The 16,139-nt window shown below is 62.9% G+C and carries 14 protein-coding genes; 10 read left to right on the top strand and 4 right to left on the bottom strand.

The genetic code is table 11. The annotated features are described in order from the left end of the window. The first annotated feature begins 231 nt into the window (after positions 1–231). The 6 genes from AQZ50_RS00365 to AQZ50_RS00340 all read left to right on the top strand — a co-directional run bounded on the left by AQZ50_RS00365 (position 232) and on the right by AQZ50_RS00340 (position 7,106). Positions 232–2,766, top strand: a complete 2,535-nt coding sequence (locus tag AQZ50_RS00365; RefSeq protein WP_067741077.1) for a TonB-dependent receptor — start codon at positions 232–234, stop codon at positions 2,764–2,766. A 192-nt stretch (positions 2,767–2,958) separates the two neighbouring features. After that, on the top strand, positions 2,959–3,423 hold the full coding sequence (locus AQZ50_RS00360) for a nuclear transport factor 2 family protein (RefSeq protein ID WP_067741075.1): 465 nt from the start codon (positions 2,959–2,961) through the stop codon (positions 3,421–3,423). Further along, positions 3,420–4,664, top strand: coding sequence for an MFS transporter (locus tag AQZ50_RS00355; RefSeq protein WP_067741072.1), 1,245 nt, complete (start codon positions 3,420–3,422; stop codon positions 4,662–4,664). Before AQZ50_RS00360 ends, AQZ50_RS00355 begins: the two co-directional genes overlap by 4 nt. Positions 4,665–4,683: 19 nt before the next feature. Then, positions 4,684–5,463 (top strand): SDR family NAD(P)-dependent oxidoreductase, encoded by a 780-nt coding sequence (locus tag AQZ50_RS00350; RefSeq protein WP_067741069.1) that lies wholly within the window; start codon positions 4,684–4,686, stop codon positions 5,461–5,463. A gap of 22 nt (positions 5,464–5,485) precedes the next feature. Further along, entirely contained in the window at positions 5,486–6,283 is a 798-nt protein-coding gene (locus tag AQZ50_RS00345) for an SDR family NAD(P)-dependent oxidoreductase (RefSeq protein ID WP_067742256.1), read from the top strand. Between the two features lie 46 nt (positions 6,284–6,329). After that, a complete protein-coding gene (locus AQZ50_RS00340) occupies positions 6,330–7,106 on the top strand; it encodes an SDR family NAD(P)-dependent oxidoreductase (protein WP_067741066.1) in 777 nt (258 codons plus the stop codon). Here the strand turns inward: AQZ50_RS00340 and AQZ50_RS19915 are convergent. Genes AQZ50_RS19915 through AQZ50_RS00320 form a run of 3 tightly spaced genes read right to left on the bottom strand, consistent with a single transcriptional unit; the run spans position 7,103 to position 10,670 of the window. After that, on the bottom strand, positions 7,103–7,921 hold the full coding sequence (locus AQZ50_RS19915) for a nuclear transport factor 2 family protein (protein WP_082703320.1): 819 nt from the start codon (positions 7,919–7,921) through the stop codon (positions 7,103–7,105). The genes AQZ50_RS00340 and AQZ50_RS19915 overlap by 4 nt on opposite strands. Continuing rightward, entirely contained in the window at positions 7,918–9,021 is a 1,104-nt protein-coding gene (locus AQZ50_RS00325) for a zinc-binding dehydrogenase (protein ID WP_067741064.1), read from the bottom strand. The genes AQZ50_RS19915 and AQZ50_RS00325 overlap by 4 nt, the downstream gene beginning before the upstream one ends. Beyond that, a complete protein-coding gene (locus AQZ50_RS00320; protein WP_067741061.1) occupies positions 9,018–10,670 on the bottom strand; it encodes a GMC family oxidoreductase in 1,653 nt (550 codons plus the stop codon). Before AQZ50_RS00320 ends, AQZ50_RS00325 begins: the two co-directional genes overlap by 4 nt. Before the next feature lie 189 nt (positions 10,671–10,859). Here AQZ50_RS00320 and AQZ50_RS00315 point away from each other — a divergent pair, with 189 nt between their 5' ends. The 4 genes from AQZ50_RS00315 to AQZ50_RS00300 all read left to right on the top strand — a co-directional run bounded on the left by AQZ50_RS00315 (position 10,860) and on the right by AQZ50_RS00300 (position 15,614). Beyond that, entirely contained in the window at positions 10,860–11,069 is a 210-nt protein-coding gene (locus tag AQZ50_RS00315) for a ferredoxin (protein WP_067741058.1), read from the top strand. After that, a complete protein-coding gene (locus AQZ50_RS00310) occupies positions 11,069–12,301 on the top strand; it encodes a cytochrome P450 (protein WP_067741056.1) in 1,233 nt (410 codons plus the stop codon). Before AQZ50_RS00315 ends, AQZ50_RS00310 begins: the two co-directional genes overlap by 1 nt. Before the next feature lie 203 nt (positions 12,302–12,504). Then, entirely contained in the window at positions 12,505–14,823 is a 2,319-nt protein-coding gene (locus tag AQZ50_RS00305; protein ID WP_231730031.1) for a TonB-dependent receptor, read from the top strand. 50 nt (positions 14,824–14,873) lie between these two features. After that, the gene (locus tag AQZ50_RS00300; protein ID WP_067741052.1) at positions 14,874–15,614 is read left to right on the top strand and encodes an SDR family NAD(P)-dependent oxidoreductase; all 741 of its coding nucleotides are present in this window, start codon (positions 14,874–14,876) and stop codon (positions 15,612–15,614) included. 9 nt (positions 15,615–15,623) lie between these two features. Here the strand turns inward: AQZ50_RS00300 and AQZ50_RS00295 are convergent, their stop codons facing one another. Beyond that, positions 15,624–16,112 (bottom strand): nuclear transport factor 2 family protein, encoded by a 489-nt coding sequence (locus AQZ50_RS00295; protein ID WP_231730030.1) that lies wholly within the window; start codon positions 16,110–16,112, stop codon positions 15,624–15,626. Positions 16,113–16,139: the final 27 nt, after the last annotated feature.

Here is a 16,139-nt window from a genome sequence, read left to right as displayed (position 1 = left end):
CTTGTGCTCAATTTGCGTAGTTGCTAACATGGGGGCACAAACAAGAATTATCCGGGCTGAGGATTTCTGAAGCGACCATGCGGTTGGATGCGCCATCGAGGCGTAGCCCGATTTGCGTGCCTTCCTCCTGGCACCGGATGGCCCATCTTTCGGGCGCCGATGACAATGTTTGATGAGAGGGAGGATATCGTGAGGATCACCGATCGCGTGGGGCTTTCAGGGCAACGGCCCATGGCAAATCACAAGACGCTGGTTGCCGCCTTGCTGGGTGGCGTGGTCATGTGCGGCGGCGCCATGCCGCAGCTGGCATGGGCCGATGACGCGGCTCCCAGTGCCGCATCTGCGCAACCAAGCACGCCGGAAATCATCGTCACCGCCAACCGGCGCGAAGAACGCGCGCAAGACGTGCCGATTTCACTGACCGCAATTTCCGCCGCCAGTATCCAGGAACGCGGCATCACGCAGTTGCAGGATCTTTCGGCCTCGGTCCCGTCGCTGGTCATTGCGCCCAACGGGCAAGCCTCGCGCGATGTGCAATCGCCGTCGATTCGTGGGCAGAGTGCCTCGTTCCAGGGTTCGCCTGCGGTCGTGCTCTATTTTAACGAAGTGCCGCTGCCGGCTGGCTATACCCTTTCGAGCCAGGGCGGGCCGGGCAATTTTGTCGACTTGCAGAGCATGCAGGTTCTTGAAGGGGCGCAGGGCACGCTGTTCGGGCGCAACACCACGGGCGGCGCAATTCTGCTGACCCCGGCCAAGCCGACCGACAAACTCGAAGGCCATATCCAGGCGGGATACGGCAATTACAACCTCAATGAAGCCGAGGTGGTGCTGAACCTGCCGGTGAACGACAAGGTGCGGCTGCGTCTGGTCGGCGCCTCGCACGACCGCGATGGTTTCACCTATGATGTCGTCTGGAACAAGGCGCGCGATGATCAGCATTGGCGTACCGGGCGGATCGGCCTGTGGCTTCAGCCGTTCGACAACGTCACCAACTATACCATGGGCTATTACACCGAATCGCACAGCAACGGTACGGGCACGATCGGCGTCTCGGTCAATACGGCGCATCTGGTCGGGCTTGCAGAAACGCCGATCCCGGTGGGCGGCGGCGTATATTACCCGCTGGGCGCGATTGCCCCTTCCTACAATTTCTGCGGCGCAGGGACAGGCGTTGCCAATTGCAGCCTTTACACCAACGCCGTCGCCCGGCAGCAGGCGCTTGGCATTCGCCAGACTGCGCATGACATGGACGATTTCGAGCGGCTTTCGACCGGCGGTATAACCAATACGACCGACATCGACCTCAATTCGTCTCTGAAACTGCGAAATATTGTCAGTTGGTCGGAAATCAAGGAGTACTACGGGCAGTCGACATCGGGGTTGGATGTGCCGATCTATGATAGCGGCACCACGGTTGAAAGCCGCACTGCGCCGCGTGACTGGTACAAACAGTTCACCGAAGAACTGCAATTGCAAGGCAGCGCCTTCGACAAGAAGCTGACCTATACTTTTGGTGGTTTCTATTTCAACGAAACGCCTGGCGGCACCATGCAGTCCTGGTCGGTCAACGTCTGCGCGGCCGCGACCCCGGAAGCCTGCCCGATTGGCACATCGCAGGTCGCTGTGACGAACCGTTCAAAGGCGCTCTATGGACAGGCCACGCTCGATCTTGGCGCGCTGACTCCGGCGCTTGACCATCTGCGCCTGACCGGCGGCTATCGCTATACCTGGGACACCGTGATCGGATCGGCGGCCTCGTGGAACTATGTCAACCTGCAAAATGGCGCGCAATATGTGACCGGTTGCTCGTGGACGGGGGGGGCGGTGATCAATCCGCTGACCCAATGCCAGTTCGGCGCAAGGCTCAACAGTTCAGCGCCGAACTGGACCATTGGGCTCGATTACCGCCCCGATCGCAACGTGATGCTCTATGCCAAGGTCACGCGTGGCTACAAGGCGGGGGGCTTCAATTCCTACGCGGTGTTTGACAATACGCGGACCTTCGGACCCGAAAATGTCACCGACTATGAAGCCGGATTCAAGTCGAACTATAAAGTCGCCGGCATGCCGACCATGCTCAACGTCAACGGCTTCTACATGGATTACAGCAATATCCAGCGCGCTGCGGGTGACTATAACCTGGCAACGGGCGGTAATGGTGCGATTACGCTGAACAATGCTTCGGCGGTGATCAAGGGTATTGAGGCCGAATGGATGGTCAAGCCGTCGAGCTTCCTCGAACTCGGCGGTAACTACAGCCACCTTGAATCTCACTACAAATCGTTCGTTTTCAACTCGAATTCCGGTGTCTGGGACTGCACGGCCACGTCGATCAATTCGCCCAAGGTCTATGCCGGGGCGAACATGGGTTGCCGCCCGTTGCAATACCTGTCGCCGAATATCGTTTCGGTCTATGGCCGGGTGACTGTGCCGACTCCAGAAAAGGTCGGCAATGTCAGCGTCTATGTGTCGTATGCCTGGACAGACAAGCAACCGACCGCGCCGTTCTCCACCGAAACCTTCCCGGACGGCACGACCAACGAGCCGGGCGTGCTCCTGCCGAGCTATGGCTTGCTCAATGCGACGCTCGAATGGAAGAACTTCTTCGCCATGCCGCTCGATATCAGCGTGTTCGGCACCAACATCGCCAACAAGACCTACCTCATCAGCAACACCGGCGTTTACCAGACGATCGGTGCGCAAGGGGTGATCTATGGCGAGCCGCGGATGTTCGGTGTTCGCCTGAAGTATCGCTTTGGCGGATAAACGCTGAACCCCTCGAACCGGGGGCAAGGGCCGGGCAGCGATGCCCGGCCTTTGTTGCGCCGAGGGACTCGCTTGCGATTTGATTCAATATCCGGCAATGAACTACGCATAAAAACGTCAAAAGCGCGATGTGGTATTTGGATTCGTATCCATATGGCAAAAATGCTTCGAACGCGTAGTGGGAGAAAGCCTGTGATGTCGTTGCAGGAGATGTCGGACCGCCTCGAGATTCAGGATCTCTTTGCGCGCTACAGCTTTGCCATCGACGAACGCGACTGGGATGCGCTGGATCGCGTGTTTACCCCGGATGCGCGTATCGATTACAGCGAAACCGGCGGTGCCAGGGGTTCATTTCCCGCGATCAAGGCCTGGCTGCCGATCGCGCTCGAACGCTTTGCGATGTTCCAGCACATGGTGGCAACGACAAGGCTTGATCTGACAGGCGATACCGCAACCAGCCGGACCATTCTGTTCAATCCGATGGTTCATCGCGACGCCGCCGGCGCCGAACAGGTGTTTTTCATCGGGCTATGGTACCGTGATCGCCTGGTGCGCACCGGCGAGGGCTGGCGCATTGCCGAACGGTACGAGGAAAAGGCCTATAGCCACAATGTGCCGCAGATGGACCCCGCGCCCGATCTGAAGGGTGCGGCATGACCATCGGCGGCCGGTCCGGTTCTGCGGGGGATATGCCCGATCCGCGCCGGCATGCGATGGCGCTGCGCGCCTTCCTTTGTCAGAACGTGGCAATCGGTTCGACCTTCGGCTCGTTTGGCGTTGCAGTGCTGACCTTGCAGCAGCGCTTTGGCGTGGGTCGCGGCATGGCGAGCCTGGGGATCGCGCTGGCCGTGCTGATGATGGGCGTGGGATCGCCGATCGCGGCGCGGATGATCGGGCGGATCGGCCTGCGCGCCACGATGCTGATCGGGATCGTGCTGTCCGGATCGGGAAATCTGGCGCTCGCTTTTGCGCCCGGCTTTGGTGTTGTGCTGCTGGCCTATGCGCTGCCGATCGGGTTGGGGCTGGCGATGTTCGGGCCGTTTCCGTCAAGCGTGCTGGCGGCGCGCTGGTTTCAGCCAAAGCCCGGCCCGGCCATCGGTTTTGTCAACATGCCGGTACTGGTGGCGCTGGTGCCGCTCGGAGTCGGGCCGCTGCTGCATTCCTTTGGGCTGACCGGGGTCTATGTCGCGCTGGCGGGGCTGCATGCACTGCTGTTGCCGTTTGCCTGGGGCATTGTCGATGCGCCGATGGGGCTCGTACTGCCGGCATCGTCGGTCAAATCGGCCCCGGACGCGGGCCCTGTGCTGTCGCGGCCGTTGTTCTGGTTCATCGCGATCGGGTCTGGCGTGCTGCATGCGGCCGGGATCACGGTGTCTTCGCATATCGTCGCGCTGGGGATCGAGGCCGGTCTGGGCGCGGGTTCCGCCGCCATGCTGCTTTCCGTCATGGGCACCGCCAGTATTGCCGGGGCGTTTGGTGCCGGGCTGCTGTGCGCCCGCATCGGCGCGCCGATGACACTCGCGTTGATTGCCGCGACAAATGCGCTGGCATGGCTGGCGCTGCTGTCGTTGCATGATTTTGCGCTGATGGCGCCGCTGATTGCGCTGCTGGGGGCAGGTGGCGCGGGTGTCTTCCCGTCGGTCAATGTGCTGGTCGGCGAACAGTTTGGACTGGCCGCCGCGGTGCGCGTGGTCGGGTTGCTCGGGTTGGCCACGCTGCCGTTCAATTTTGGCCTGCCGCCGCTCGCCGGCGTGCTCCACGACCGGACCGGAGGCTATGCTGCGGTCGGCGTGGCGATCGCGGTGGCCTGCGGCACGATCACGCTGCTGTTTTTGGCGATGGCTCGTTGGCCCGCTCGGCGCGACGCACCCCCGCGCGCATTTCTACGGTCTCTTTGACACAACAGGATTGAAACACATGGGCAGACTCGATGGCAAAGTCGCGATCATCACTGGCGGCGCGCGCGGCATGGGCGAGGCGACCAGCCGCCGCTTTGTCGCAGAAGGCGCAAAAGTCGCGATTGCCGACGTGCTCGAAGACCGCGGGCAGGCGCTGGCCGCCGAACTGGGTGACGCCGCGCGGTTCTGGAAGCTCGATGTGACCAGCGAAGACGCATGGACCCGGGTTGTGGCCGAAGTCGAAGCCGCCTTTGGCGGGATCGACGTGCTGGTCAACAATGCCGGGATACTGCTGTTCAAGAGCATTCTCGATACGACCAAGGCCGATTACGAACGCGTGCTGGGGGTCAATCTGGTGGGCGAATTCCTGGGTGTCCGGTCGGTCGCCCCGGGCATGATTGCGCGCGGGCGCGGTTCGATCGTCAACATCTCGTCGGTCGACGGGATGAAGGGCGCCAACAGTCTGGTCGCCTATGCCTCGTCGAAATGGGGGGTGCGAGGGCTGACCAAAGTCGCCGCGATGGAGCTGGGGCACAAAGGCATCCGGGTCAATTCGGTCCATCCCGGCGGGGTCGATACGGTGATGTCGAACCACGACGGCCGCGCGCGCAGCGATGTCGACAAGGCCTATGACAACGTACCCTTGCAACGCATCGGCGGACCGGAAGAGGTCGCTGCCGCCAGCCTGTTTCTTGCCAGTGACGATGCCTCGTACCTCAATGGTGCAGAAATCGTCGTCGATGGCGGCATGACCGTCGGCACCTATTACCATGGCTTCCCCGGCGCACCCGGCGTCTGATCCGCAAAAAGGAAACGGTGCAATGACCAAAGGCATGTTGGCGGGCCGCGCCGCGGTCGTTACCGGGGCGGCCGATGGCATCGGCCACGGCATTGCCCGGCGTTTCGTGCGCGAAGGCGGCGCGGTGATCGTCGCCGATTTCGATCGTCAGCGCGGTTCGGCAGTGACGGCCGAACTGATCGCATTGGGCGGACGGGCACGCTTCGTTGCCTGCGATGTGACGCAGCGCGATCAGGTATTTGCAGCCGTGGACACCTGTGTCGATGCGTTCGGGTCGGTCGATGTGCTGGTCAACAACGCCTATGCCGGCGATGGGGCGCTGCGTATCGAGCGCAACAGCGATGAACGGTTCGACGCCGCGCTGAAGATGTGCCTCTATGCCACGAAATGGGCGATGGAACGCGCGCTGCCGCACATGAAGGCAAAGCGGTGGGGCCGGGTGATCAACATGGCCTCGCTCAATGGTGTCAATGCGCACATGGGCAGCGCGCACTACAATGTCGCCAAGGAAGCGGTGCGCGCCTATTCGCGCTCGGCGGCGCGCGAATGGGCAGGCCATGGCATTTGCGTCAACGTGATCTGCCCGGCGGCGGTCTCGGCCGCCTATCGCCGGTTTGTCGAAATGGCGCCCGAAGTGGCCGCCGCGACCGCCGCAGCCAACCCGATGGGGCGGATGGGGGATCCCGAAACCGATATCGCCGGTGTTGCGGCGTTCCTTGCCAGCGAAGATGCGCGCTATCTGACCGGCAACACGCTGTTCGTCGATGGCGGCGGGCATATCAACGGGGTGCCATGGGTGCCCGACCTCGGGCCGGAATGAGAACATTTGGGCTAAGAATACAGCACGATATTGGGAGTTTGCCGCAATGACCGACTATATTCCCCAGCTTGGCAATCCCGGCACCGGCGTGGTGATCACCGGGGGGGCTTCCGGCATCGGCCTTGCCTCGGCCCATGCGCTCGCTGCCGTCGGGCGCCCGGTGGCGCTGTGGGACATCAACGCCGAGGGGGCCATGGCCGCCGCGGCTGTCATCAGCCGCCAATATGGGGTGGCTGCAATCGGCCAGGCGGTCGACTTGCGCGATCCGCAGGCAGTGTCGCCTGCGGCCCTTGCCACGCGCGCGGCGCTGGGGTCGGTCGGTGGCATTGTCCATTGTGCGGGCACGGCGTTGCAGACCGGCATCGGCGGGGTCACGCCGGACAATTTCGATGCCGGAATGGCGCTGCATGTCCGCGCGATCCTGCTGCTGACGCAGGCTTTCATGGACGATCTGAAAGCCAATCCGGGCAGCGCGATCGTCGCCATTGCCTCGATCAACGCGACGTTCGGCAATGGCATGATCCCGATCTATACGGCAGCCAAGGGAGCGGTGATCTCGCTCGTCCGGGCCATGGCCGACGAACTCGCGCTGTCTGGCATCCGCATCAACGCGCTCAGCCCGGGGATGATCGACACCCCGATTCTGGGCGAGATGCGCGATGCGATGGAACAAGCCTATGCGGGGCGCGTCTTCCTTGGCCGGTTTGGCGACCCGGCGGAAATCGGCCGCACCGTGCGTTTCCTGATGTCGAACGAGGCCAGCTATATCACCGCGACCGAGATCGTCGTCGACGGCGGCATCCTGCATTCGCAACGGCCCTAGCCAAGAGCGGCATTTCCAGCCGACAGGATCGTCGGGTCGCCGGTGTGGTTTTGCCAGCGCGCGTCGCGGCGCACGATGCGCCAGCCCTGGGGGCGCAGTTCCCAGCGGTCGTGGTATTCGCCATTGGAATCGAATACCGCGCCTGCCGGGTCATGGCTGCGCTGGTGGCGCGCCTGGACATAGGCATGGCTGTCGGCGCGTGCCCCGTCGACAGTGATCGTCACGCTGCCAATCAGGTGCTGGGTCGGGCCGCAACCGTCGAGAAAGCGGCGCATGTTGTCGGTCAGCGCGGCGATCCCCGCGCTTTCGCCCGGACCGTAATCAAATGTCAGGTCGGCCGCGAACACCGTATCCAACGCGGCCCAGTCCTTGGCGTCGATCACCCGGGCAAAGCGCGCCAGCCCCTCACGCACCGCGCGTTCGGCCTCAAGCGCACGCAGTCGCGCAAACAACGCGGCCTCGGTCGCCCTTCGCGCGGGCACTTCATCGACTACCATCATCCGCGTCGCGCTGCGGTCGAACAGGTTTCCCTCGTCATCGGCGATCGCCTGCGCCACCGCCGGGTCGGCCGAGCGGGCAAGAAAGCCCTCGTAATCGGCGCGCGTGGCAAAGCGCATTTCGGTCACGCTGTCGAAATCGATCGGCGCCACCGCGCTGTCAAAGGCGCCAGCGCGATCGACATAGTTGCGGTTGTAGGCGATGATTTCGGGAAAGAGCGACCGGATCAGCGGCGCGTGGCGCGTTTCATAATACGTGATGAAATCTGCCCGCGACAGGTCGGCGCGGCGGCGCAGCAGGGCGATGGCCTTGATCACTGGTTGCTCTCCTTGAAACTGACCACGCTGCGCAGCGCTTCGCCCGATTTCATCAGGTCAAACCCCCGGTTGACGTCGGCCATCGGCAGCCGGTGTGTCACCAGGTCATCGAGATTGAGCCGCCCCGCGACATAATGGTCGAGCAAGCCGGGCAACTGGCTCCGGCCCTTGATATTGCCCATGAACGAGCCTTTGACTGTCCGCCCCAACTGGATCGAAAAGGGCACCAGTTGCAGCGTCTGGCCATCGGGCGGCACGCCCAGCACCACGGTACAGCCCCAGCCGATGCGGGTGCAATCGAACGCCTGTTGCATCAGCCGGGTCTGGCCGACGCATTCGAACGCGAAATCGGCACCGCCTCCGGTCAGCGCGCGGATTGCCGCCACCGCATCGGTCTGGCCTCCGTTGACAAAGTCGGTCATGCCGAACCGCCGCCCTTGCGCATCGCGCGCAGGGTTGATGTCAACGCCGATGATCCGGCTCGCCCCTGCCAGCTGCGCACCTTGCACGACATTGAGCCCGATCCCGCCGAGGCCGAATACGGCAACGGTCGCGCCTTTGCCGACATGGGCGGTGTGCAGCACCGCGCCGACCCCGGTCGCCACCGCACAGCCAAGCGTGCAGGCGAGGTGAAACGGCACATCCCTGCGAATTAGCGCCACATTGCGTTCGGGCATGACCACGTATTCGGCCAGCGAGCCGACTCCCGAATACGCCGAGACCTTTTGGCCGTTCAGCGAAAAGGGCGACGGCTGCGTGGCGATTTCACCCAGGAACACTTCGCACAAATTGGTCCGCCCCGACAGGCAAGCGCCGCAAGCGCCGCATTCGCCGATGCCCAGCGGCACGACATGATCGCCCACCGCGACCGATGTCACGCACGCGCCAATTTCGCGCACGATTCCTGCGCCTTCGTGTCCGACGACCACGGGGAACGGATAAGGCGCGGCCTTGCCGTCCAATTGGCTGAGATCGGTGTGGCACAGCCCGCTCGCCATGATCTCGATCAGCACGTCGCCGGGGCCGGGCGGCGCCAGATCGAGCACTTCCTCGACGAGCGGTGTGCAGGGCGCATGGGCAACCATGGCGCGGATTTTCATGGGGTTTCTCCCGCTGGAAATTCCGGTGCGGGCGCAGCCCGGCCCAGGATCATGTCGGCGGCTTTTTCCGCGATCATGGCCACGGGGATCGCGGTGTTGCCGCCGGGCAGGTGCGGCATCACCGAGGCATCGACAACGCGAAGACCGTGCATGCCATGAACCAGCAGGGCATCATCGACCACGGCCATCGGGTCGCGGCCCATCCGTGCGGTGCTGGTCGAATGGTAATCGGCCTCTGCGGTGGCACGGATATAGGCGTCGATTGCTCCGTCGTCGTCATCGAAGACCGATGGCCCAGGCGCCAGTTCTTCGCCACGCAGATCGTCGAACGGGCTTTGCGCAAACACGCGCCGCGCGATGCGCACGCCCTCGCGCAACACGCGTCGGTCGCGTTCGGTGGCGTGATAGTTCTGGTCGATGACCGGGGGCAGGTCGGGATCGGCCCCGGCCAGCGTCACGGTCCCTCTGGCATCCGGCCGGGCGACATTGATATGGGCATAAAACCCGTGCATCGGCACCATCTTGCGGCCGTTGGCCCCGAACAGCGCCGACACCAGCAGCATCTTGATATCGGGTTCGTCGAGCGCGGGATCCGACCGTACCATGCAGGCAACCGACATCCCGGGATCGGCCAACGGCCCGGTACGAGTCAGCAGATATTGCCCCATTGCCAGCGCACCGCGCAGCGGGTTCAGATATCGCAACATCGACAGCGGCTTGGTCGCACGGTATTTGACATGGGCGGCAAGGTGATCCTGCAATCCCTGACCCACGCCGGGCAAATCGGCGACCACCGTGATGGCATGATCGGCCAGATGGTCGGCCGGTCCCACGCCCGACACCATCAAGAGTTGCGGCGTGTTGATCGCGCCTGCCGACAGGATCACTTCGTGTAATGCCCGGGCGATCCGGTCCTGCCCTTTGTGGCGCCAGACGACACCGACTGCGCGCCGCCCTTCAAACAGTACGCGCCGGGTCTGTGCCTGGGTAACGACGACAAGATTGGACCGTCCCTGCGCGGGCCGCAGATAGGCGGACGCCGCGCTTGATCGCCGGCCGCGCCCGACTGTCAGGTCAACCGCGCCAAACCCGTCGCGCGTCGCGCCGTTGAGATCATCGGTCAGCCGATAGCCGGCAGCGACACCTGCCTCCAGAAACGCCTTGGCAAACGGGTGGCCCTGGCCCGCACGCGTGACCTGGATCGGTCCGCCCTGGCCATGCCACGCGTTGTCGGCGGGCAGGAAGTTTTCAAGCCGGCGGAAATAGGGCAGCACTTCGGCAAATGACCAGCCGCGATTGCCGGACTGGGCCCATTGGTCATAGTCGGAATGAAACCCCCGGTCGTAAGTCATGCCGTTGACCGACGAACCGCCGCCCAGCACTTTGCCGCGCGGCAGATAGAGTACGCGATCGTCAAGATGCCGTTGCGGCGCCGACATATAGCGCCAGACAAACGCTCCCGACATCATGATCGGCAAAAGCCCGCCGGGCGCTGTGATCAGCGGGCTCGAATCCCTGCCCCCGGCTTCCAGCAGAAGCACGCGGTTGCCGGGATCGGCGGACAGGCGGTTGGCGAGGATACACCCCGCAACGCCCGCCCCGACAATGACGAAATCGAACTCTTCGGGCGTGGGTGCCAAAACGCTCATGCTCTCCCGCTTTTTCGATCTGATCGGCCATGGTTGCATCGTGGCGCGTTGGGTCATGCTGCGCAACAAACGCGGCGGCGCAAGCGTGAAAGCTGGCGCTCGGGGTTTGTTATGGCGGGTCCGGTTCCTTCGCTCCGCTTGGGTAATTGCCGATTGCGTGCTTGGTCTTGCGCGAGAGGAGAACCGCCGATGCGTGTCATCGCCAACCATGCCTTGTGCCAGGGCCACGCCCGTTGCGAGGATCTATGCCCCGAAGTGTTCGCGACCGATGCTGTCGAGGGCAAAGTCGTGATCGCCGATCCGAACGTGCCCGAGGCGCTGGAGGCCAAAGTACGGCTTGCCGTGCGCAACTGCCCCGAAGGCGCGCTGCGCGTGGCCCGGTCGCAAGAGGAAGACTGATGACCCTGCATTTTCAGCCCCCGCCGCCCGACCATGTTCCCGCAGCGCGCATGGTCGATTTCGATTTCTTCCACATTCCCGAGGGTGTCGCCGACCCGGCGGAAATCTGGCACGATCTGGTGCGTCGCGGGGTGCCACGCATTTTCTACACTCCGCGCAACGGCGGGCACTGGGTGTTTCTCGACTATGCCGACATTGTCGAGGCCTATCGCGACTACAGCGTGTTTTCGACCTGTCAGACGCCGATCCCGCCGATCGAACCTTTTCCGGTGATGCAGCCACAGGGCGTCGATCCGCCCGCGCACAATGTGTTCCGACGCCTGCTGGCGCCGATGTTCACGCCGATCGCTGTGCGCGCGATGACCGACGAATTGCACCGCCGCGCGGCCTCGCTGATCGAACCGATTGCGCGCCGGGGCGAATGCGATTTCATCACTGAATTTGCCGAACGCTATCCGACCGGCACGTTCCTCCACCTGTTCGGCCTGCCGGAAGACCGGATCGATGAATTCCTGGCTTTGGCCAAAGTGTTTTTCCGCAGCACCGATCCTGCCGCGCGGGCGGCCAACATCGTCGAGATCTACGCCGTGCTTGAGGCGCTGTTCCGTGAAAAGGAGCGCAATCCAGGCACCGACATCGCCACCGCGATCGTCACCGCGCGTGACGATGCCGGCAGGCAACACGCGTGGGAGGATATCCTTAATTGCGGGTTCCTGTTGTTTGTGGCGGGGCTCGATACCGTGACCAACACCATGGCCTATGTCTGGCGCTATCTGGCGACGAATCCGGCGGCACAGGCGCATTTCCGCGACCGGCTGGATGATCCCGACGCGTTTTTGCGCGCCAGCGAAGAGCTGATGCGGATCAACGCCGTGTCCAATCTCTATCGCCGGGTGGCGCATGATTGCGAATTTCGCGGCGTGACCTTGCGCCGCAACGACCGGGTGATCCTGCCCAACACGGTGGCCAATCGCGATCCGCGCGTGTTTCGCGATCCAGACACGATCGATCTCGATCGCGCGGTCAATGTCCATGTCACGTTTGGCGTCGGCCCGCATCGCTGCATCGGTTCGTTGTTGGCCAAGCGCGAGATCATGGTGTCGCTGCAGGAATGGCTGCGCCGTATTCCGGGGTTCGAACTGGCCCCGGACCAGCCACCGGGATCGGTGTTCGGCGGATCGGTCATGGGCTTTACCGGGCTGAAGCTGCGCTGGACCGTTCCGCCGCAATAGCCCGCGCGGCGCGGCTTCGGACTCCATGGGCGGGCCGGATGCGGGATTTCGTCTGCTTGAGACGTTGGGGGTTGTGAAATGCGTAGCAAAAATGCAACATTTCTACGGATAGTGCGGGACGAGTTGCGTTTGCAATCGGTAAATCATATGGATCCGCCATAAATTTGTACGCGATAGCGTAACCGATGCAATAGAGAGAGGATATGATGAAGACCCTTCTTGCCGCGACGGCATTGTCGAGCCTTGCCCTTGTCACCAGCCCGGCGTTTGCGGCCGATGCTGCACCGGCCGCCCAGAACGCCAACGGCACGGACAGCAGCGGCCCTGGCAGCAATGGCCCCGGCGTCGGTGAAATCGTGGTGACCGCGCAAAAGCGGTCGGAAAACATTCAGAACGTGCCGATCGCGATTTCTGCGGTGTCGGGCCAGTATCTTGAGACGCGCGGCATTACCTCGATCGACAACCTCGGTTCGATCGCGCCCAACATGCAGATCGCCCGTGCGCCGTCGGACAAGACCATTACCCAGATTTCGATCCGCGGTTCGGTGACGATCAACCCCGCGGTGACCTGGGAGCCGGCGGTCGGGCTCTATTTGAACGGGGTGTATATCGCCAAGGCGCAAGGGTCGGTGTTCGACGTGGCCGATCTGGAGCGTATCGAGGTGTTGCGCGGGCCGCAGGGTACGCTCTATGGCCGCAACGCGCTGGCCGGCGCGGTCAATCTGGTGCCCAAGGCGCCTACCGGAAAGTTCGACCTGGCGGCCGAAGCGTCCTACGGCAATTACAACTACTGGAAGGGCAAGCTCGTGCTCGACCTGCCGGAATGGCAGGGCTTTTCGGTCAAGCTTTCGGGTCAGATCGAACAGCGCGACGGTTTCATCAAGGTCACCGGCAACCCGGCCTATAACAGCATCAACAACCTCGACAGCAAGAGCGCGATGGTCCAGGTGCGCTACAGGCCGGCGGGCTCGGCGGTGACGGCCGATTACATGTTCGACTATTCGAACCACGATCAAAGGCCCGACTATTCGCAGCTTTACAGCGTCTACACCGACCACAGCGCCTATGCGATCTTTGATCCGAAGAGCGCAAGCTATTCGGGCATCCCGTTGGCGCAATATGCCTCGACCACGCGGCAGACGACGACGTCGCTCGACGCCAACCCGGAATATGAAAAGTCGGAAACCTGGGGTCACGCGCTGACGCTGTCGGTGCCGCTGGGCAGTGCCACGCTGAAGTCGATCACGTCATACCGCTGGATGCATTGGCAGGATTCGACCGACCTCGACGGATCGCCGTTGCCGGTTGCGTTTACCCAGCGCAACACGCGCTTCCACAGCTTCAGCCAGGAATTGCAGGCGACCGGCAAGGCGCTGAACGACAGGCTCAATTACGTTGCCGGGCTGTTCTATTATTCGGAATTTGCTGCAACCGACAATCCGCAGAGCTATTTCTTTGGTTCGGCCAATTACCTTTCGGTCTATGGCTCGCACACCAAGGCGTTTGCCGCCTATACCCAGGCTGACTACAACTTTACCGAGCAGTTGAAGCTGACGGTCGGCGCGCGCTATACCCACGAGCAGAAAGATATCCGCAAGCTGCTGGTGGCCAATGGCACGACCGTTGCCGACATCAATTATGGCGATGTGCCCGATGCCAAGTACGACAGCTTTACCCCCGCAGTGACGCTGTCCTACCAACCCGACCGCAATATCAACGTTTATGCCCGTTATGCGCGCGGCTTCAAATCGGGCGGGTTCAACGGCGAAACCAATATCTTCTTCGATCCCAATGCGCCCAAGGGGTGTATCGATGGGGCTACCGAGCTGTGCCATCCATACAAGCCGGAAACTGTCGACAGCTATGAAGTCGGCGTGAAGACGCGCCTGCTCGACGGCAAGATGATCCTCAACCTCGCCGCGTTCTGGGACGAGCACAGGAACATTCAGTTGTCGGTGTTCACCGCATCCGGCGCGGCGGCGTCCGAAGTGCTCAACGCGGCCGGCGCGCGGGTGCGCGGGCTGGAGGCCGAACTGACGCTGCGCCCGATCGATGCGATCACATTCCACGGGTCGGCGGCCTATCTCGACCCCAAGTATGAAAGCTATATCGACGGTGGCGTCGATGTGTCGGGCAATCGCGCGTTCCCGCATGCGCCGCATTACACCGCCTCGGCCAGCCTCGATGCGCGGCTGGCCCAGGGCGACTGGGGCCGTTTCTCGGTGTCGGGTGACCTCAATTATACTTCGAGCTATTTCACGTTCCCCTATGCGCTGACCGGCAGCCAGCAGACTGCCTGGCAGACGCAGGCCCCGGCGCAGATTTTCTTCAATGCGCGGGCGACCATCGCGCAGATCCCGATGGGGGGCACGACGGCGCAAGTCTCGCTGTGGGGCAAGAATCTGTTCAATTTCAAGAAGCCGGACAATTTCATCGATTTCGGCACGTCGTTCGGCGGGCTGACGGTGGCCTATTTCCCCGATCCGCGCACCTATGGCGTGACGATCGGCGTGAAGTTCTGACAGGAAACGGCTCGCCCGGCATCACGCCGGGCGAGCGGGAGGAGAGCAGGATGATGTTGCAGGGCAAGAACGTTCTTGTCACCGGCGCGGCCTCGGGCATCGGGCGCGCGACCGCGATCCGCTTTGCCGCCGAAGGCGCAAAGGTGACGATCGGCGACCGCAATGAGGCGGGGCTTCACGAAACGGCGGCGATGATGGCATCCGTGCCGGTGATCCAGTTCTATGACGCGGTCGACACCGCTTCGTGCCGCCGCCTGGTCGAAGTGGCCGCCGCCGATGGTCTCGACGTGGTCTGCAATATCTCGGGCATTCTGAAATGGGGCCGGTCCGAAGACTTTCCGGTGGAAGACTTCGCACTGGTCATGCAGGTCAATACCAACAGTGTCTTTGCCATTGTGCAGGCCGCGCTGCCCCATCTGATCAAGAGCCGGGGCAACGTCATCAGCACCGCGTCGGCGGCGGGACTGATCGGTATTCCCTATACTGTCGCCTATGCCGCTTCGAAACACGCGGTGGTCGGTTTGACCAAGAGCCTCGCGATCGAGTTTGCCGCCGTCGGCGTGCGTTTTAACGCGATTGCACCGGGGCAGGTCAACACGCCGATGACCCAGGCGACCGCGTTCCCCGAAGGCATCGATTACAGCCTGTTGATGCGCAATGCGCCGAAACTGCTCGACGGCTCGTGCGAGTCGTCGGACATCGCGGACCTGTTCGCGTTCCTTGCCAGCGACAAGGCGAGGAAGATCACCGGCGCGATCTTTTCAATCGATGGCGGCCAGATCGCCGGCTGACGCGAGAGGTCAAGGCTGTTTGGGCGGCATGTCTGTGGCAGAAAGCAGGACTCGTGCGGCTTTGGCCCCGTCGAGCAGGGCATTGGCGCGATGAACCACGCGCCAGCCCTGTTCACGCCGTTCGAGCGTCCAGCGGTTGGCGGCGACGCGGTGTGCGACAAACCGGCCGTCGTCATGACGAAACACCACCGAATGCCCCCGCGCCAGCGCGCGATCGCCATCAAGCGTGATGGCGACAGGCCCAAGCAGGTGCGCACAGCCATCGGCCATCAACGATCGGTGCACCGGTCCCTCGATCAACGACGCGATGGCCGCGTGCCCTTTTGCGGCGGCAAATCCGATCACTTCGTATTCGCCATCTTCCACCCAAAGCGCCGCCAGGGCGATGGCGTCGCCGCTGTCGGCGAGCGGGCCATATCGTGCGATCAGATCGCGGATCGCTTCACGATCCTCCAGCGCGCCAAGGCGGGCAGCGAGGGCGTCAATCCTGTCGTGCATGTCTCTCTCCATCCCGAAGGACCACCC

It is taken from the genome of Novosphingobium sp. Fuku2-ISO-50 (assembly GCF_001519055.1).
In the GTDB taxonomy this organism is placed as follows: domain Bacteria; phylum Pseudomonadota; class Alphaproteobacteria; order Sphingomonadales; family Sphingomonadaceae; genus Novosphingobium.
Note: the sequence above shows the minus strand (reverse complement) of the source record. Positions and strands in the feature narration are given on the sequence as shown.